The following is a 20,125-nucleotide window of genomic DNA, read 5'->3' as shown; positions in this document are numbered from 1 at the left end:
AACAAAAAGGCGTGCTAAAATAGCACGCCTTTTTGTTATTCATCAATTCTAATAACCTCGCCTTGAGGGAAGTCCTCAGTTTCTAGTAAGTTACGAATAGCTTTCGCAACATATTCAGGTGATAATAGTTTTCCTTCTTCTTTTAATGCAATGAAGCGGTCCGAATTTATGAAATCTTCTTTATTTGTTTCACGAATTTGTGCTTGCATACTTGTATCAACAACACCAGGTGCAAAAGCGACGATTTTTACTGGATATTCTTTTTCTGCTTCCTCGGTTGCTACGCACTGTGTAAACATATTTACACCAGCTTTCGTTGTACAATAAGCGCCCCATCCAAAATAAGGATTTTTTCCTGCACCAGATGAAATGTTTATAACACGTTTAGCTACTTTCCAGTCTTTCGTATGTTTCATAAACGTAGATGTAAGAATCATAGGTGCAAGTAAATTAATGTGAACGTTCGTAATGAATTGTTCGCTTTCAGCTTTTTCAATTGGCTTCATAGGTGCAACTGTACCCGCATTATTAATTAAATGAATAGAGGATACATTGTCTTTTTTAATAGATGAAATGATCTCTTTAAAGTTAGTTTCTAAGTTATGTACATCTTGAAGATCTAGGGAATGAAAAATACAATTGCTGTTATATTGCTCTGCAAGTTTAGTAAGCTCTTTATTTTCTCTTCTAGAAATAGAGATGACAGTTGTATTTTTTTCTAACAATTGTGTGGCAATAGCCTCCCCTAAACCTTGTGAAGTTCCTGTTATAATAACGTAGCGCATAGTTTTATAAACTCCTCTCATATGTGCGGAATTTTGTTGGACAACGTACATCCCATAGGTTGTCTACATTTTATAGTATAGAGCACTTTTTACTATAAATGAAATGAGATGATTGTGTGCCTTTTATAAATCGTTTTACGACAACAGTACCTGGTGCCGTCACGTTCACTGGGAATACGCTGGGACTTAGCCCTACATCACCTGCACCAGGTAATATTTTTGGTACACTTGCTGTGTTTACGACAGTAAATACAGCGCTACAAGTACCAGGATTCCCAGCAGGGACAACAGATGAATGGCAATTGAATTCTTCAAGTGCAATTTTAAATCTTCCAGCGGGAAGCAGTGTGTTATATGCAGAATTAGTTTGGGCTGGTACTTTCCGGACTGATACGGAAGATGTGTTACCATTTTTAAATGATAACATTACATTCACAACGCCAGCAGGAACGTTTTCTGTTACGCCAGATCCTGTTACCGCGCAGCAAGGTTCAGTAGGAAATCAGTTTTATTATGCTCGCTCTGCCAATGTAACGAATCTTGTTAGTGCAGGTGGAGCAGGAACATATACAACGGGTGCTGTGCCAGCTGCAAGAACTTCAGCCGACCCAACAATCAGTCGTTCAGCTGGATGGACGCTTGAGGTTGTGTATCAAAATGCCAGTTTACCACTTCGAAATTTGTCAGTATATGCAGGTCAAGAAATTATTGATGCTTCATCACCACCAGTTGATGCTACTATTTCAGGATTTGCTACTCCAGCTACAGGAGCTGTAACAGGACGAGTGCTCGTAACTGCTCAAGAAGGTGATTCTAACATTGTTGGAGATCAACTTCGCTTTGGACCGAATGCAAATGCTACAGTTGCATTATCCGGCCCGAGAAACCCCGCAAATAATTTCTTTCAGTCACAAATTTGTAACGACATTGGAGAGTTAGATACCACTGGAACGTTTGGAGATTTGAATCAGCCTTTAGGGATAGCTTTAGCCGTTCGAAGACAAGGGTGGGATATTACAAATGTAAATGCCTCTGCATCATTAGTAAATAATCAAACGTCAGCAACGGTTCGATTCGTTACTAATGGAGATGGATATGCTGCAGCTGGTTTTGGGGTTCAAATTGATGCAACGGGGCCAATTATTAATCCTGTTAAATCGGTCAATAGAACAGTTGCAGGAGTTGGAGATATTCTTACCTACACAATTACAGTTCCTAATACAGGTACAGGAAGCGCAGAAAATGTTATATTACAAGACAGTATTCCGAACGGAACGACGTTTGTTACAGGTAGTGTAACAGTAGGTGGAGTAACACAGCCGAATGCGAACCCTGCTAATGGAATTAATTTAGGCACACTCCCAAATAACACGCAAAGAGTTGTTACATTTCAAGTGCGAATAACATCGTTCCCAAACCCAAATCCTATTTCAAATCGTGCAATGGTGTCATATCAATTCCGTCCTTTTGTAGGTAGTCCACCTATTACTAGTATGTCTTCTTCAAATACAGTACAAACGACAGTGAATCAAGCAACTATAAGTATGCAAAAATCTGTAGATTTACAGACCGCAACAATTAATGATGTATTAACGTACACAGTTAATGTCACAAATAATGGAAACGTTACTGCAAACAATGTTCTTTTTGTTGATAGTATACCTGCTGGAACAACATTTGTCGCAAATAGCGTTACAGTGAATGGCGTAGCACGTCCAGGAGCGAATCCAGCAAGTAGTATTAATCTAGGAAGTATTAATGCTTCGCAAACGACTGTAGTGCGCTTTCAAGTTCGAGTAACATCTAATCCTCTTGTCAATCCAATTCCCAATCGTGCAAGTGCAACATTTACCTTTACTCCAGTTCCTGGTCAACAACCAGTTTCAGGGCAAGCGACAAGTAATACTGTAGTTACGACTATCAATATAGCTGATATAAGAACGAGAAAAACAGTGGATAGAGCTTTTGCGACAGTGAATGACGTTCTTACGTACACTGTTACAATTGAAAATACAGGAAATGTACTTGCGACGAACGTTATTTTTCAAGATCCGATTCCAATTGGAACGACATTTATCGCAAATAGTGTGACTGTGGACGGGGTTTTACAACCTGGGGCAAATCCAGCGACTGGGTTTACGGTAGCCAATATATCTCCTGCTGGAAGTAGGACTGTTACATTTCAAGTACGAGTAACATCTACGCCGTCAGGCGGTACGATTGCGAATCGCGGAAATGTGTCTGCTAATTTCGTCGTTATTCCGAACCAGCCGCCAGTGACGATTAATAGACTAACGAATACGGTTGTGACACAAGTTAATACAGGAAGTTTAAATGTAATAAAAGAAGTGAATACAACACAAGCGGCAGTAGGGGACACTTTAACATATACCATTGCCGTTCAAAATACAGGAAACGTTCCGTTAACAAATGTGGTTTTCCAAGACGCCATTTCTACCGCTGTCTCATTTGTTGCAAATTCTGTAACAATTAATGGAGTAACACAAAGTGGATTGAATCCGAATACTGGATTTCCTCTTCCTAATATTCCTGCGGCTCAAACAGTTGTAGTCACATTTGACGTATTAATTGTACAGGATCCAGAAAATGAAGATATTTTAAATCAAGCAAATGTAACAGCAAGTTTTCAAGTGAATCCGAGTGAACCACCCGTAACAATCAATGTTCCGAGTAATATTGTGAATACAACTGTACAATCAGGGAACTTTGAAGTTGTGAAATCAGTGAATACGGATGTTGCAACGGTAGGGGATGTTTTAGTATATACAATTGAAATCATAAATGCAGGTAGTGTACCAGCTACAAATGTATTTTTCCAAGATTCAATTCCGCAAGGGACATTATTTATTGAAAACAGTGTATTTGTTAATGGTGTTTTACAAGAAGGAGTAGATCCAGAACTTGGATTCCCATTAAATGATTTGCCTACTGGCACGAATCTAATTGTTACGTTTGAAGTGTTAATTGATGAAATTCCCCAAGGAAATAATGTTGTAAATAATGCGAATGTCACTGGAGATTTCCTTGTAAATCCAACAGAGCCACCAATTACTGTGACGGTTCCAAGTAATACTGTTATGACAGTTGTGAATTCCTCAGGGCTAAATGTAATGAAGAGTGTAAGTGCTACTGAAGCAGGTGTAGGAGATACACTAACATATACAGTTGCTATACAAAATAGTGGAACGGTAGTAGCGACAAATGTATCATTCCTTGATCCGATTCCATCTGGAACAACGTTTGTAGCGAATAGTGTAACAATAAACGGGACACCTCAACCAGGTTTAAACCCAACAACTGGATTTCCACTTGCTAATATTCCAGTAGGAGGTATGGTGACGGTCACTTTTCAAGTGACAATCACGAGTGTACCACCAAATAGGGCGCTTCCGAATAATGCAAATGTCACTGCCGATTTTCAAGTAAGCCCGTTGCAGCCGCCAATTACAATTGTAACAATTAGTAATACCGTTGTGACACGAGTGAATGTAGGATCAATTAATGTAATAAAAAGTGTAAATACACCACAAGCAGGTGTAGGAGATACGTTAACGTATATGATTCTTATTCAAAATACAGGAACTGTTTCTGCAACGAATATTGTTTTTCAAGATCCAATTCCGTCTGGTACTGCCTTTGTAGCAAATAGTGTGACGATAAATGGAGTCGTACAGCAAGGCGCGGATCCTATGGCAGGTTTCCCGGTACCAAATATTCCGGTCGGGCAAACGGCTACGATTACGTTTCAAGTTACAGTGACGAGTGTTCCGAGCGGTGGAAATATAAGAAACCAATCGAACGTTACTGCAAGTTTTCTTATAAATCCAGCAAACCCTCCAATAACGACTGTTACAAATAGTAATTTTGTAGTGACGCAAGTAAACACAGCACAGTTAAATATACAAAAATCTTCATCTGTACAACAAGCAGCACTTGGAGAAACTTACACGTATTCTGTTGCCATTCGAAATAACGGTACAGTAACAGCAACGAATGTCTCTTTTATTGATCCAATTGCGTTAGAAACAACATTTGTAGCAAATAGTGTAACGATAAATGGAACGCCACAACCTGGATTTGACCCAAATGTTGGTTTCCCACTTCCTAATATTGTAGCTGGAACATCCTTGACAGTAACGTTCCAAGTTACGGTAGTTGCACCGTCTACACGTGGAGCAGTATTAAATACAGCATCTGCTACAGCCACTTTCTTATTAAATCCTTTACAACCACCTGTAACAACAACGAACTCAAGTAATACAACGGTAGTTACAATCCCATTACCTCCTCCTGGTGAAGTAACAGCAACAAAAACAGTTGATGTTGCAACTGGGGCTGTTGGGGATGTATTAACGTATACTGTGCTAATAACGAATGTAGGGATTATCCCTGTTACAGATGTGTTCTTCCAAGATGTCATTCCAGAAGGAACAACATTTGTCGCAAATAGTGTAACGATAGGTGGAGTGCAGCAACTTGGTTTAAATCCAGAAATAGGATTTGCAGTTACGCCATTATTAATTGCTGGTGGAAGTATTGAGGTAACATTCCAAGTGACGATTACAGAAATTCCAGATAATGAAGTCATATTAAATGATGCAGACGTTACATTTACTTCACAACCAAATCCGCAGGAACCACCGATTACGGAAACGATATTAACGAATTTAGTCGTTACGACAATTAATATAGCTTCGATTTTTCCATTGAAACTAGTAGATAAAGAAGTAGCGACTGTAGGAGAAATATTAACGTATGATGTATTGATTTTTAATTTCGGAACAGTGCCAGCGATGAATGTTCAATTTATCGATACTACTTCCGCCGGTGTAGCATTTGTACCAGGAAGCGTGAGCATAAACGGGGTACCAGCACCAGGATTAGATCCTTTCATTGGTTTTACAATTCCAGATATACCTGTAGATGATTTTGTACTCGTCACATATCAGGAAGTGGTTACAAGCATACCAGAAGGTGGAACGATTGTTAACTTTGTAGACGTTACAGCTACTTTTTCTGTAAGTGAAACAGAACCGCCTATTACGGAAACAACGACAAGTAATACGACATTAACAGAAATCAATGAGCCTGGTTTGAATGTTTTAAAATCAGTAAGTCAGCCGGTTGTTGCAGTAGGCGATACAATCACATATACAACAGTTGTTCAAAATACAGGGACAGTGCCAGCAACGAATGTTCAATATAGTGATGTATTACCTTCCTCTATAGCATTCGTGCCGAACAGTGTAACGATAGACGGTGTGTTACAACCTGGATTCAATCCGAATAATGGATTCCCGCTTCCAGATATAAATCCAGGTGAAAGTGTAGAAGTCACATTCCAAGTAACTGTTGTTAGTGTGCCAACAAACGGAACAATTGCCAATACGGCAAATGTAACGGGAAGTTTTGTATTAGTACCAGGAGAACCACCAGTTATAGTAAACCAACCGAGTAATACAACGCTTACAACTGTAAATAGAGGGCAATTTAATGTTATTAAACAAGTAAATAGGGTTGCTACTCTCGTTGGAGATATATTAACGTATACGATTCAAATAACGAATACAGGAACAGTAACAGCTAATGATGTTCAGTTTGTTGATACCATTTCAGCAGGGGCGTCATTTGTACCAAATAGTGTAACGATAAATGGAGCCCCGCAACCAAACTTAAATCCGATTACTGGATTTGGAGTTGGAGATATACCGGTAGGTGAAACAGTTATAGTGACGTTTCAAGCGACAGTTACAAACATCCCGTCATCAGGAACAATTACGAACGTTGCAAATATAACAGGAAGCTTTACTTTAGTGCCAGGAGAGCCACCGGTTGTAGTAACAGAGCCGAGTAATACGACGATAACTAGAGTGAATAGAGGACGATTCAGCGTTATAAAATCTGTAAATAAAGAAGCGACACGATTAGGAGATACGTTAACGTATAGTGTGCAAGTTACAAATACGGGAACGGTAACAGCAACGAATGTTCAGTTTATCGATGTTCCATCACCTAGTTTAGAATTCGTTCCTGGAAGTGTACAAATAAATGGGATTCCGCAAGTAGGTTTAGATCCATTTGTAGGCTTTGCATTGCCTGATCTTGCAGTAGGGGATAGCGTATTAATTACATTTGAAGTAAATGTAATCGCAGTTCCGCCTTCTAGTAGCATTATGAATACAGCAAGAGTAACGGGTGATTTCGAATTGATTCCAGGAGAACCTCCGTCTACAATTACAAATTCAAGTAATACGACGGTTACGCCGGTAAATAGAGGCAGCTTAGATATGCTAAAAGAAGTAGATCATTCAGTTGTTGGCGTAGGAGAAAAGGTAACGTATACTGTTCGTATATTAAATACTGGTACTGCTGATGCAATGAATGTTCAATTTATCGATGTGCTATCTCAGGAAGCTGATTTCGTCCCAAATAGTGTAACGATAAATGGGGTTCCGCAACCGGGGTTAAATCCGCAGATTGGATTTACGATACCTGATATACCAGTTGGTGAGACGGCACTTGTAACATATGAAGCTACGATTACAAGTTTTCCGGATGGTGGAACAGTAGTAAACGTTGCTGGAGCGTTAGCAGAATATATTTTAGTACCAGGAGAGCCGCCAGTTACAGTGATGGACACGAGCAATACAGTTATTGTAACGGTAAATACTGCAATCTTATTTGTTGCAAAAGGAGCAAACTTTGAAGTAGCAATGATAGGGGATGTTGTCACTTACGGAATCGCTGTTATAAATGATAGTACAGTTCCTGTGACCAATATTGTGTTAACAGATATCATTGATCCGAATACGCTATTTATAAATGGTACGGTAACGGTAAATGATGTACCTCTTCCATTTGCTAATCCGAATACTGGTATTCCGTTAGGTGATTTTCAGCCAAATGATGCAGCAATTATTAATTTCCAAGTTGTAATAACAGGAGGGCAAGTAAATAATTTAGTTACAAATACTGCTACAGCGAATGGGCTCGCAACTGTAAATCCGAATGAGCCGCCAGTAGTAGTTGAAGGTGATAGTAATACAGTTGTTATCCCGTTTATTCCTCAAAATGTCTCAACGACAGTCGTAAAAACGGCAGATTTACAGGCAGCAACAATTGGAGATGTCATTACGTTTACGACAGTCATCACAAATACGGGTGATACTGTAATGCAAAATATTCGTTTTCAAGATATGTTAGATAGTAGTGTTCGATTTGTTCCTGGAAGTGTAACGGTTGATAATACGCCAGTGCCGAATGTAAGCCCGGCAGTAGGGTTTCTTATCGGAAGTTTAAATCCTGGTGAAGCAAGGACAGTTTCGTTCCAAGTAGCAGTACAGAGCGCGCCAAATGGTTCAGGAAATTATATAAATCAAGCGAGTATTCGTTTTGAACATCAAGTAGGCACAGTATTGCCACCTGTTACACAAATAGTAGAAAGTAACATAGTTGTCATTCCATTTGTTCCAACGATTGAACAAATTTGCGAAACAAACTTTAATTGCTTAGATAAAATTCCATTTCAATGTTCTCCGTGTAATCATTTGCAAATAAATAAAAAATAAATAAAAAATAAATACAGAAAGAGCATCCTTTTTTCCGGATGCTCTTTCTGTATTTATCATGTAGATTCTTTTTCGGGCGAGGTGAAAAATTCGTCGATTTTGTCGGAGAGTAGTAATGGAATGGCTCCTTTTATAACAGAAATGTCCCAGTCCCACCATGCGAGATTCTCTAGTTTGTCAATCGTTTCTTGCGGGAAACGATATCGAACAAATTTTGCAGGATTACCAGCTACAATTGCATACGGGGGTACGTCTTTTGTAACAACGCTTCTGGCGCCGATAATGGCCCCGTTACCAATTGTAACACCAGATAAAATGCAGGATTGATAACCAATCCATACATCATTGCCGACTACGATATCACCTTTTGAAGAAGGGTGACCAGTAATATGTGCTCCTTCATCAAAAAGTGCATTAAATGGATAAGTTGTTATCCAGTCTGCGCGATGTTCACCGCCAAGTATGAAAACGACTTCTTCTGCTAATGAACAAAACTTACCTATTTTTAATTTTGTTTCATCGTTCCAAGAAAAAATGGTTGGCCCTACTTTACTATAAGTATAATCACCAATATCATATTTATTATATTCAGGTTTTTGATTTAAATATAACACGCTTCTTCAGCCTCCTTTCTCAATTAAGCGATACGTATGGAATATTATATGCAAGATGTAGTAATGTGAACTGTATTTATAGGTGAAATGAACAAAAGGGAGTGGGATGTATGCGATACGAAATGGGTTTATATAATAAACCGTTTCAGTCAATTCAATCAGGAAAAAAAGTATATGAAGTACGCCTATACGATGAAAAACGTCAACTAATAAACAAAGGCGATGAAATCGTATTTACGAATCTTACGACAACAGAAATGATGACGGTAAAAGTAACGGAAATAAAGCGATACGAGAGCTTTAAAGCTATGTATGAACAAATCGATAAAAAATTATTGGATTGTGAAAATGATAGTTTAGAGGAAATGTTAGAAAGTACATACAAAATATATACGAAAGAACAAGAAAAAAAGTGGGGAACAGTCGCGATTCGAATTGAGGTAATAACATGATAAGAAATCGCGGGGCGGCTATCATTGTACAGGAAGGAAAAATCGCTCTTATAAAACGTATTCGAGAAGAGGAAACATATTATGTTTTTCCTGGAGGAGGGATTGAGGAAGGTGAAACGCCTGAAGAAGCAACGAAAAGAGAGGTATACGAAGAATTAGGGGTACATATAAAAGTGGAGCACCTTATTGCAAAGGTAAAATATAAAGGAAATGAATATTATTATGCTGCCTATATTACAGGCGGAGTGTTCGGAAACGGAACAGCTGAGGAATTTCAGCGGGAAGGTAGAGGAAGTTATATTCCGTTATGGATACCGATAAAAGAGTTGGAAAAAGTGAATATAAAACCTTATGAAGTAGTCGGAAATATATTTAATCATTATAAAATATAACGTCTGACAACATACAAAAAAAACCATTGACATAGGCTTCTGATTTAAGTATTGTATTCGAGTATGTTTATAATCAGGAGGTTTATATGAGCAATCAAACTACTACACATCATGTGAAAATGACAACAGCGGATCCATCTGGAATTGGTCTATTTGGATTAGCGATGGTAACACTTGTAGCATCATCTCAAAAGTTAGGCTTAACAGATGGCGTTTCACTTGTATTACCATGGGCAATCTTTTTAGGAGGATTTGCACAAATCTTTGCTTGCATTCACGATGCAAAGCATAACAATACATTCGGTACGACAGCATTTGGTGCGTACGGCCTATTTTGGTTAGGTGTTGGAATGACTTGGTTAATTCAACTTGGAGTATTTGGCGAAAAATTAGCACAAGCTGCAGATTCAAAACAGCTTGGTGTAGCCTTTATCGGATATTTGATTTTCACAATCTTTATGACGATTGGTGCAATGGAAACACATAAAGTATTATTTATGATCTTCGTCCTTATTGATTTCTTATTTATTGGTCTTTCATTAAGTACTTTAGGTGTTATGCCGCACGCAATGCATAATTTAGCAGCATATTCTGAACTTCTTATTTCATTATTATCGTTCTATGGTTCAGCAGCAGCAGTGTTAAATACACACTTCGGAAAAGTTGTTTTACCAGTAGGAAAGCCTTTTGGTATTTTTAAAAAGTAATAAAAAAGCACAGATGATTGTATAGTCATCTGTGCTTTTTTATTTATCCCGCTATTTGCCGAGCAGTAAGACCCCCACCTCAAAATTCAGCGGAAGCAAAGAAGTTAGGTGGGGGCCCTGCTGCCCGTAAAAGTCCGATTGGTTCAACTAATAATGAGTGGGGGATGAACAAACCTCCCGCTCATTAAAGTTTCACTTTATTTGAAATAAGTAATGTGAAATGTAAATAAAAGTAGAAAAAATCAATTGAAATTGATTCTCATTATTAATATAATGAGAATGAGAATCATTTATTGTTAGAGGGGGATGCCAAAGTGGCAAAAATTTTAATCGCTTATGCAAGTATGTCAGGAAATACAGAGAGTATTGCTGATTTAATTAAAGTTAGTTTAGATGCTTTTGATCATGAAGTAGTATTGCAAGAAATGGAAGGCATGGATGCTGAAGAATTATTAGCTTATGATGGAATCATTTTAGGATCTTATACGTGGGGCGATGGTGAATTACCATTTGAAGCGGAAGATTTTCATGAGGACTTAGAAAATATAGATTTAGCTGGGAAAAAGGTAGCGGTATTCGGATCCGGTGATACGGCGTATGAACTATTTTGTGAAGCGGTAACGATATTTGAAGAGCGTCTTGTAGAACGCGGTGCAGAGCTTGTACAAGAAGGGCTGAAAATTGAATTAGCTCCAGAAGATGAAGAGGATGTTGAAAAATGCAGTAATTTTGCAATTGCATTTGCTGAGAAGTTCTAAGAATGGGAGTGTCAACGTGGAGACAATGTTAAGTGCAACTGCTATTACAAAGTTAAGAGATGGAAAACTGTTGTTAGCTACTACATATAATGGCTTATTTATTGAACAAGACGGAGAATGGAAACGAATTTTAAATGGTTTTCAAAAACGAATTAGGGATTTACATAGCGAAGATAATGTAGTTTATGGTGTAGGTGACGAAGGGATTTTTATTCGTAGTATGAATGGTGGAGAGAACTGGACAATTCAGCGTTTTCCAACAAAAGCAACGAGTTGGAATGTATGTAGCAATGTACAAGGAACTGTCATTGCTCATGGAGAAAAAACGCTGTATCTTTCTAATAATTTCGGTTCGACATGGGAGACTATTCATCCGTTTCTTGAGTATGGCAGTGCGGCACCGTCTATTCGATCGTTATTTTTATATAAGCATTACTTATTTATTGGTACGAAAATACATGCTAAATATGGTGGTGTTTGGCTCTTTGATTTGAAGACACGTAAATTAAAGAGGATTAAAATTACGATGAATCAAATGATCTCCGCGTTGACTTTACACAATTCTTATTTAGTAGCGGCAAGTGGATCGTGCAAGGGAGTTAGCGGGAATATTTCTTATTGTAAAATAGATGAAAGTATTGCGAGTGAAAAAATATATTGGCATACATGTCAAAGTGAGCAGAAAGCAAGTAGTTATTTAGACTTAAGTGTAGATCAACATGTTTTATATACAACTTCAACACAAAATAAGGCGGGTATTAGTAGTGTGTGCCGTGTGCTTCTTGACGAAGGTATTGTTACAGTATGTGATTCAGTTAAAGGGCACGGATGGCGCATTGTTAATCAAAAAGATGGTTATGTAGTAGCCGGATCAGGCGAATTAAAAGCAATGCAGTGGGAACAAAAAATAATTTAAGAAAAAAACTTTACTTTTATTATATTGATATGATATAGTATGTTTAAACCATTTTACTTTTAATAATATAGAGATTTAAATGAGCTGTAACTTCCGAGGAGGATAGCAATGTTAAATCTCCTCAGGGGTTGCAGTTTTTTAATATCTGGCTTATTATTGTAAGGTGGTTGAAAATGAATATGTACATATAGGTACATTGTAGGAGGATTTTTTTCATGCAAAACGGTAAAGTAAAATGGTTTAACTCAGAAAAAGGTTTCGGTTTCATCGAAGTTGAAGGCGGAGAAGATGTATTCGTTCATTTCTCAGCTATCCAAGGCGAAGGCTTCAAAACTTTAGAAGAAGGTCAAGAAGTTACTTTCGAAGTAGAACAAGGTAACCGTGGACCTCAAGCTACTAACGTAAACAAGAAGTAATTTTTGAAAAAAGAAGGGCTCGCCCTTCTTTTTTTTGCATTTTTATAGATGTCCTCCTACTTACATATCATAACAAGACTGAATTTTCATTTATTTATTCGGAGTATTTTTGTATAAAGTACATGAATAAATAAATACTGAAAATAGATTGTTTGTGTGAAAAGGAATTTAGAAAGAGGTAAATAAATTGAAAAACGCTACACATTTTATTGTGTTTGATATTGAGAGGAATTTCAGACCGTATAAATCAGAAGATCCGTCAGAAATAGTTGATATCGGAGCTGTAAAAATAGAAATAGGTACAATGAAGATAATTGAAGAGTTTTCGAAGTTAGTAAAACCAAGTGCACGATTAACTCGTCATACGACAAAATTGACTGGAATTACAAAGGAAGATTTAATTGGTGTAGAAAAATTCCCTCAAATTATAGAGAAATTTATTCAGTTCATCGGCGAAGATTGTATATTTGTTTCATGGGGAAAAGAAGATTATCGCTTTCTATCTCATGATTGTGCATTACATGGTGTTGAATGCCCAAGTATAGAAAAAGAAAATAGAATTGATTTGCAAAAATTTGTTTTCCAAGCGTATGAAGAATTATTTGAACATACGCCAAGTTTACAATTTGCAGTAGAACAGCTCGGTTTAACATGGGAAGGGAAACAGCACCGTGCTCTAGCAGATGCTGAGAATACAGCAAATATACTTCTTAAAGTATATAGCGAGAGAGATATTCATAAACGATACAAAAGACATGGCGAACTGGAACTTGTAAAGGACGGGAAACTAACGGAAAAAGCGAAAAAAAAGATGCGAAAATGGGTGTTTAAAGAACTAAAGAAAAATACAGAACGCTCTTTTGAATGGAGTACATTTGAAAGTAGTGACACGTGGGAAAGTATTACGGAAAGATATTATATAAGTGAAAATACAGTAGAACTGCTGAAAAAACATTTTCGTACGGCAGTGCGAAAAGCAGAACGGCAGATTAAGTATTTGGCTGAGATGGAGGAGAATGTAGAGGTTAAATGACATTCTCCTCTATTTCTAACTACATAAATTTAAATTCATCGTATTAAATAGCAATTAATTTGTTGCTGTAATTGAGCAGTCATTATTGCTTTGAAATTTAGGGCGTTAGTTAGAATGTTAATCTGTTGAGGAGTAGTTAATTTTTCAAATCCTTTTGCATGTGCAAAGAAATGTTGTAGGAATTTTTTCTTCTCTTCAGTTAATCTTTTATGATTTCCTATTGGAAGACCTGCGCATTTATATAAAAATTGTTTAGTATTACTTTTTAACTTTAAATCACTAATCCAATTCATAGTTTTTTCAGTGGTATGGCTGTTTATGTAGTTTTTTGGAACGGTTACTCTATAATTGTAATCCCGTAAATCGTTTTTAGTAAAACCTGTCTGTTTTAAAACTTGTAATAGAGGGAAATGATTTTCCTCAAGTTTATTTAAAATAAATTGTCTATTGGTTTTATTAGAATCGCCTTTGTTATGAAGTCTACGAAGTATTTTGAGGTATTGTGAAGGTTTTTCTGTAAAATCTTCAATAATACAGGGGATTTGTTTTATATGTGGATTATTAGTTATGAAATTGTAACAATCGTATTTTCCAACTAAAATGTATTCATCTTTTAGAGGATGCTTTTCGACTGGTAAGAGTAAATCAAATATATCAAGATATTCAATAGTACTGTTCATTTTTTTAGAATAAGATTTTGTAATGTGTGGATTATACAATAGACTTATTTTTTCAATAGGAATCATGCTAACTTCAGTTAAAGAATGAGGATTATGGTAAATGATCATATGTATTTACCTCCTTAAATCAAATATATAGCATTAGAAAGTTGTCTTATGATAGCAATAGGAAAATACGTGATTAATGTGAAAAACCCTACCTCTATAAAAGAGGTAGGGTTTTTTGCAGTTGTTCTATTCAATTCCCTCTGGACTATAGCTATACTGCTGCTTATTCTCAATCCGCTCAATCACATCTTGCAGCTCATCTGGCTTCAGAAACTCAATAGGAGAGAAGCCTTTTTCAAACGTAAGTGTGTCTGCTTCAATCATAAGTACATATCGGTCATTTACCTTCGCAATATGTATTTGATCCCCGAAATCAGCAAGCAGGGCCTTCACAGAGATATGATCTGCTTTTAGTTTTAATTCCACTTCAGGAGCGTGCTCGACGATTTGAGCGGTTGCTTCCATTACTTCTTCGGTTGAAAATTGTTCCATAATTTCGCGTTTCGGACTGGCAGCCCATACTTCCATCGCTTGGTCGAATTGTTCGCGTTCTTCCGTACCTTCTTCAAATACATCTTCAATTTGGTCGTATACCATGTCCATTACTTGTGTTTTCATAATTTCAGGAATAGAGCGTTCATATTCGACGAATTTTAAGAAGTCTTCAAAGTAGCGGGCATGTGATGCTTGGTGTATTTTTAGTTCGCCTACTTCAACCATACCTTCTTCAGGCATGTACGGATATTGGATAGATTTCATATTCTTTGTTGTGATGGCCATTTCAACGTTACGAATCAGTGTTGATTCATCAGAAATAGAAGCAACCTTGGGTTCGAAGTCGCATTTCATTACGAATACGAATGGATCATCAAAGTATTTGCGTAGTTTTGCCTGAGCAATTAAAAATACACCACCGCGTACAGCGCTTGTGTCAAGATATGTATAAACGAGAGGTTCGCTCATATCTTTGAAGTTTTCTTTTGTTTCTGCAAAGCGAATACGATTAAAAAGGTTGTAATGAGGGTTTGAATCAAGTTCGTGCCCTTCCTCTACAATAAAGCGACCAATTTTTGTTGGGGCTTGTTCTGTTTTTGCATGACGTTCTACTTTTCGCTTCGATATTTTTAATAACTCACCATTCAAAAATTCTTTTAAGGAGCTATCTTCATATTCTTCAGCGTCTAAAGTTTGAAAATGTTTGTAGCGTTTATCAACTGCTTCACCTTTTCCTTCTACTTGTACAACATAAAAGGAAAGATAATTTATTTCAAAATCCATATTTATCACCTTGTTTCATTTCATTAACTCTTATCAGTATAGAGATGGAAAAAACTTTCGTCAATTTATATAAGGAAGGGGGAGCCCCTTCCTTATATAAATTTTATTTTCTCGATTAAAATCCGTCTTCTAATGCTGCGAATGGAATGTTTAGTCTGTTTTCTACTGTGCGTAAACGTTGGTTTAAGCGGTTTAGTCTACGTGTATGGCGCTCAACTGTATTTTCTAGTTGACGTACTCTTTGTTCAAGCTCATTTACGCGTCTTTCTAATTGACGATTTCCAGTGCCAGGAAAAGAGATTGGAAGTTGGAATTGTCTATTTTGGTCATATGGATTCGTTTGCTCTGCTTGATCTATATAAGATTGATATTGTGCTTGTAAGTCATACTGTGGTTGTTGGTACGCATATTGATTATATGGATCATATGGATTGTAGGGATACATAATAACATCCTCCATTTCTTTAAAATAGGTTGAATTCACCATAATGTATGTGCAAAAGCGGAGCGGTGGCACGGCAAATACCTATTTATGTTGATGGGATTTCTCTTTATCCCGCATTAACGGGCAGTAAGACCCCACTGATTAAAGTTTCATTTTATAAAAAATAGCTTGAGGGTTTTTGATTTGTATTTCTTTTGCTTAATGGTATATACTGGATAAAGGGGAGAGTTTACATAAAAGTTACAATTCTATCAAACTCAAACTTTTATGTAAATATGTATAGACATTTGTAAAAGAAAAGAGTAATTTATATAGAGTGAAAAATAACTTGTAACATTTTATAAACATATTGTAAAATGATTGTAACAAAACATACATAAAAATGAAATAAATACATAATAGTGATGTTGGGGAAAGGGAGAGAGTATATTGTTCCGTAAAGTAAAGGGTATATTAGTTGGGGTGTTATGTGTAGCTGTAGTGAGTGGCTGTGGTACAAAAGTAAGTGATGTTGCATTGGTAAGTGATATTGGTGGGCACACTGTAGAGGCTAAAGCAGAAGTACAGGATACTATTAGTTTAGTTGATGGTCGAACTGGTACTGAAGTGAAAAAATTAGATTTATCTGGTTTAGGCTATTTTGAAGATGAAGCGAAATTTAAAAAGTCTGTAACAAAGGTTGTTGGTGAGGTTGGAAAAAGCGTCGACAAAAAAATGGTTCCTTCACGTATAGCACCTGATGGAAGTTGGCAAGAAGGAAAACCTTCTTATGAATTAATGGAAAAAGAATTAGTAGATAAATTGTTAAATGTTGGTATGTGGGATGCTACGTATCAGTTGCCGATCGTGGAGAAAAAACCAGTCGCAACATTAAGTGATGCGCAAGGAAATGGTACGGTAATTGGTAGATATGAAACGAACTTAGGCGGTTCAACAGGTGGCCGTATTGAGAATATTCGTTTGTCAGCAGCGAGCATAAATGGAGTTGTGTTAGCAAAAGGAGACCGTTTCTCTTTTAATTCATTAATCGGTGATACAACACCAGACAAAGGATATCAATTAGGGAAAGAAATAGTTGATGGTAAATTAGTAGATGGATACGGTGGTGGTGTTTGCCAAACATCTTCAACTTTATACAATGCAGCAGATCAAGCTGGCCTGAAAATGGTGGAGAGAACTACACATTCTAAAACGGTAGGTTATGTTCCTCAAGGAAGAGATGCTACAATTGCATATCCATATTTAGATTTAGTATTTGAAAATACGAATGATGCACCTGTGAAGCTTTATATGGGCATTCAGGGTGGAAAGCTAGTTGCTGAAGTACATAAAATGAGATAAGTATAATACCTTTATAAAAAAGCCATTATTTCTAAGTTTGATAGAATTAATGGCTTTTTTGTGCAATCAATATTACACCTCAAGATATAATGAATAGGAGTAAGACAGTCTAAAAAAAGCATTGAATTTAATTCGTAGTTTTCTTATTGACATTATTAGTAATGGGGTGTATTCTTCATAATAACAACTAAATAAATGGAAAAATTTATTGGTTTTCTTATCAAGAGAGATGGAGGGACTGGCCCGATGAAATCTCAGCAACAGGCTATATCAAAGTACTGTGCTAACTCCAGCGAACGCAATAGGCGTTTGAAAGATGAGGAGAAATGGATTCACATTTAACTCTTCTTATATGCGTAAGAAGAGTTTTTTGTTTAGAGAGGGGGGGATAGAGTGAAGTTTGATCTAACGTATTTTTTAGAAAGTTTTCCGCAATTATTTAAATATGTATACATAACTTTAGGGATTACTGTAGTTTCAATGATTATTTCCTTCGTTATAGGCATCGGCTTGGCGATCATAACGAAAAATAAAACGAAATATTTATATTCAATTGCAAGAGTGTATATCTCTTTCTTTAGAGGAACCCCGTTATTAGTTCAATTGTTTGTTTTATATTTCGGATTACCACAAATCTTTCCGACATTTACAGTGCTTACAGCTATGCAAGCAACTTTAATTGGCCTAAGTTTAAATAATGCTGCTTATTTATCAGAGATTATTCGAGGTTCATTAAATGCTGTGGAATCAGGGCAAATGGATGCCTGTTTATCAGTTGGAATGACAAAGGCGCAAGCGATGCGACAAATTATTTTTCCGCAAGCTATTCGTGTCGCAGTACCGTCACTTGGAAATAATTTTGTTGGATTGTTAAAAGAATCTTCGTTATCTTTTGCACTTGGGGTGGCTGAAATCTTAGCACAAGCGAAAATGCTAGCGGCACAATCATATCGTTATATGGAAAGTTATTTAGCGGTAGCGATAGTATATTGGATTATTACAATCGTAATTAGCTGGGGACAGAAAAAGTTAGAAAAGAAACTTGATGCACCATATTTGTAACAGAAATGAGGTGATATATATGATTGAGATAAGAGATTTGTATAAGTCTTACAAACATAATGAAGTACTAAAAGGAATTTCACTAACTGTAAATAAAGGAGAAGTAGTAGTCATTATTGGACCTTCTGGTTCGGGGAAATCGACATTATTAAGGTGTTTAAACTTATTAGAACAACCGAATGATGGCAGTATTAGAATTGAAGATTTAGAGATTCATGCAAAGAAACTTTACAAAAAAGAAATAATACAATTGCGTCAAAAAACGGCAATGGTTTTTCAAAATTATAATTTATTTAAAAATAAAACAGCATTGCAAAATATTACAACGGCATTAACGGTTGTACAGAAAAAAAGTGAAGAAGAGGCAAAGGGAATAGCGAGAGAAATATTAAAACAAGTAGGCTTAGCTGATAAAGAAGATTTTTATCCAACAATGTTATCAGGAGGGCAACAGCAAAGGATAGGGATTGCTAGGGCAATGGCTTTAAATCCCGCAGTATTATTGTTTGATGAACCGACTTCCGCACTTGATCCAGAATTAGTGAATGAGGTATTGCAAGTTATTAAAGACTTGGCAAGACAGCACATAACGATGGTTGTTGTTACACATGAAATGAATTTTGCAAAAGAGGTGGCGGATCGCGTTATATTTATGGCTGATGGCATTATTGTAGATCAGGGAACGCCAGAAGAAATTTTCCGAAATCCACAAAATGAACGTACGAAAAAGTTTTTACGACAATTGAATGCTTCAGAAGAAGGCAATCATTTCGTTATTTAGGAGGAAGAATTGTGAGGAAATCATCATTATTACTAACATTAGCATTAACAGTATCAGTTGGACTTTTATCAGCTTGTGGTTCAAATACAGCAAGCGAAAAAACAAATGAAAAAGTAGTAAAAGTTGGGACATCTGCCGGTCGTAGTCCATTTATTTTTAAAGAGGGTGAGAAAGTAAAAGGCTTTGATGCTGAAATTATTGAAGCGGCTGCTAAAAAGGCTGGGTATAAAGTAGAATGGAATGTTTCTGATTTTGAGGGCTTATTTGGCTTATTAGATTCAGGACGAATTGATACAATTGCAAATGAACTATCAGTTTCTCCGGAAAGAAAAAAGAAATATGATTTTTCAATTCCGTACGTGTATTCTGGCTCTGTATTCGCGGTGAAGAAAGATAATCATACCATTAAATCGCTAGAAGATTTAAAAGGTAAGACTGTAGGTGTTGGGCTTGGTACAGCTGGAGAGCAAGAATTAAAAGCATTAAATAAAAATAATGCTTTTACAATTAAAACGTTCTCAGAGGATCCGACAGCAGAATTGAATGAAGTAGGACTTGGACGCGTCGATGCCTATTATAATGATAAAGTTCAAGTGGAAACAACTATAACAAAGGCGAAATTAGACAACGTCAAAATAGGATTTGGTCCACTTGAATGGGGAGAGATTGCATTTCCATTTGCAAAAAAGAGTGAAAAGTTAGAAGATATAAATAAAGCATTGAAAGAATTAGAGCAAGATGGCACATTAAGTGACATATCGAAAAAATGGCTAAAAGTTGATGCTACGAAAAAACAAAATTAAGGTGTATTCGTTGAATGGAGTTATC

17 protein-coding genes and 1 riboswitch are annotated in these 20,125 nt (G+C 36.6%); of the genes, 12 read left to right on the top strand and 5 right to left on the bottom strand.

All coding sequences use genetic code 11. The features are described 5' to 3' along the window. Nucleotides 1-35 precede the first annotated feature (35 nt). Nucleotides 36-785 (bottom strand): (S)-benzoin forming benzil reductase, encoded by a 750-nt coding sequence (locus MHI26_RS18015; RefSeq protein WP_001271055.1) that lies wholly within the window; start codon nt 783-785, stop codon nt 36-38. 116 nt (nt 786-901) lie between these two features. Between MHI26_RS18015 and MHI26_RS18010 the strand changes: the two genes are divergently transcribed. Then, the gene (locus tag MHI26_RS18010; RefSeq protein ID WP_061665758.1) at nt 902-8,374 is read left to right on the top strand and encodes a DUF7507 domain-containing protein; all 7,473 of its coding nucleotides are present in this window, start codon (nt 902-904) and stop codon (nt 8,372-8,374) included. 56 nt (nt 8,375-8,430) lie between these two features. Here MHI26_RS18010 and MHI26_RS18005 read toward each other — a convergent pair whose 3' ends face one another. After that, the gene (locus tag MHI26_RS18005; RefSeq protein WP_000966307.1) at nt 8,431-8,988 is read right to left on the bottom strand and encodes a CatB-related O-acetyltransferase; all 558 of its coding nucleotides are present in this window, start codon (nt 8,986-8,988) and stop codon (nt 8,431-8,433) included. A gap of 110 nt (nt 8,989-9,098) precedes the next feature. On the opposite strand from MHI26_RS18005, the gene MHI26_RS18000 reads away from it, so the two are divergent. The 7 genes from MHI26_RS18000 (at nt 9,099) to MHI26_RS17970 (ending at nt 13,662) form a co-directional block, all read left to right on the top strand. Beyond that, complete coding sequence (locus MHI26_RS18000) at nt 9,099-9,440, top strand: ASCH domain-containing protein (RefSeq protein WP_001268349.1); 342 nt, start codon at nt 9,099-9,101, stop codon at nt 9,438-9,440. Then, nucleotides 9,437-9,832: an NUDIX hydrolase gene (locus MHI26_RS17995; RefSeq protein WP_000620828.1), complete on the top strand. Its 396-nt coding sequence runs from the start codon at nt 9,437-9,439 to the stop codon at nt 9,830-9,832. Before MHI26_RS18000 ends, MHI26_RS17995 begins: the two co-directional genes overlap by 4 nt. An 86-nt stretch (nt 9,833-9,918) precedes the next feature. Further along, on the top strand, nt 9,919-10,539 hold the full coding sequence (locus MHI26_RS17990; protein WP_000070938.1) for an acetate uptake transporter: 621 nt from the start codon (nt 9,919-9,921) through the stop codon (nt 10,537-10,539). Between the two features lie 314 nt (nt 10,540-10,853). Beyond that, complete coding sequence (locus MHI26_RS17985; RefSeq protein WP_001062758.1) at nt 10,854-11,297, top strand: flavodoxin; 444 nt, start codon at nt 10,854-10,856, stop codon at nt 11,295-11,297. Nucleotides 11,298-11,313: 16 nt separating this feature from the next. Further along, nucleotides 11,314-12,213 carry a WD40/YVTN/BNR-like repeat-containing protein gene (locus tag MHI26_RS17980; RefSeq protein ID WP_000449490.1) on the top strand — a complete coding sequence of 300 codons (900 nt, stop codon included), beginning with the start codon at nt 11,314-11,316 and terminating at the stop codon, nt 12,211-12,213. A gap of 215 nt (nt 12,214-12,428) precedes the next feature. After that, a complete protein-coding gene (gene cspB, locus MHI26_RS17975; RefSeq protein WP_001179150.1) occupies nt 12,429-12,629 on the top strand; it encodes a cold shock-like protein CspB in 201 nt (66 codons plus the stop codon). Between the two features lie 187 nt (nt 12,630-12,816). Continuing rightward, nucleotides 12,817-13,662, top strand: coding sequence for an exonuclease (locus tag MHI26_RS17970; RefSeq protein WP_061665757.1), 846 nt, complete (start codon nt 12,817-12,819; stop codon nt 13,660-13,662). Nucleotides 13,663-13,697: 35 nt separating this feature from the next. Here the strand turns inward: MHI26_RS17970 and MHI26_RS17965 are convergent, their stop codons facing one another. The 3 genes from MHI26_RS17965 to MHI26_RS17955 form a co-directional block, all read right to left on the bottom strand. Further along, on the bottom strand, nt 13,698-14,450 hold the full coding sequence (locus MHI26_RS17965) for a hypothetical protein (protein WP_061665756.1): 753 nt from the start codon (nt 14,448-14,450) through the stop codon (nt 13,698-13,700). 126 nt (nt 14,451-14,576) lie between these two features. Further along, entirely contained in the window at nt 14,577-15,668 is a 1,092-nt protein-coding gene (locus MHI26_RS17960) for a DUF3900 domain-containing protein (protein WP_061665755.1), read from the bottom strand. Between the two features lie 115 nt (nt 15,669-15,783). Beyond that, complete coding sequence (locus MHI26_RS17955) at nt 15,784-16,113, bottom strand: hypothetical protein (protein WP_000283711.1); 330 nt, start codon at nt 16,111-16,113, stop codon at nt 15,784-15,786. 429 nt (nt 16,114-16,542) lie between these two features. Here MHI26_RS17955 and MHI26_RS17950 point away from each other — a divergent pair, with 429 nt between their 5' ends. The 4 genes from MHI26_RS17950 to MHI26_RS17935 all read left to right on the top strand — a co-directional run bounded on the left by MHI26_RS17950 (nt 16,543) and on the right by MHI26_RS17935 (nt 20,100). Beyond that, nucleotides 16,543-17,454: a VanW family protein gene (locus tag MHI26_RS17950; RefSeq protein WP_000488994.1), complete on the top strand. Its 912-nt coding sequence runs from the start codon at nt 16,543-16,545 to the stop codon at nt 17,452-17,454. A 214-nt stretch (nt 17,455-17,668) separates the two neighbouring features. Then, nucleotides 17,669-17,777, top strand: a riboswitch (SAM riboswitch). Nucleotides 17,778-17,847: 70 nt separating this feature from the next. Continuing rightward, entirely contained in the window at nt 17,848-18,516 is a 669-nt protein-coding gene (locus MHI26_RS17945) for an amino acid ABC transporter permease (RefSeq protein WP_000667081.1), read from the top strand. A 19-nt stretch (nt 18,517-18,535) separates the two neighbouring features. Continuing rightward, on the top strand, nt 18,536-19,297 hold the full coding sequence (locus MHI26_RS17940) for an amino acid ABC transporter ATP-binding protein (protein WP_000570166.1): 762 nt from the start codon (nt 18,536-18,538) through the stop codon (nt 19,295-19,297). Nucleotides 19,298-19,308: 11 nt separating this feature from the next. After that, nucleotides 19,309-20,100 (top strand): amino acid ABC transporter substrate-binding protein, encoded by a 792-nt coding sequence (locus MHI26_RS17935; RefSeq protein WP_001232344.1) that lies wholly within the window; start codon nt 19,309-19,311, stop codon nt 20,098-20,100. The last annotated feature ends 25 nt before the right edge of the window (nt 20,101-20,125 follow it).

It is taken from the genome of Bacillus sp. FSL K6-1218, assembly GCF_038006445.1.
GTDB classification, from domain to species: Bacteria; Bacillota; Bacilli; order Bacillales; family Bacillaceae_G; genus Bacillus_A; species Bacillus_A thuringiensis_S.
Note: the sequence above shows the minus strand (reverse complement) of the source record. Positions and strands in the feature narration are given on the sequence as shown.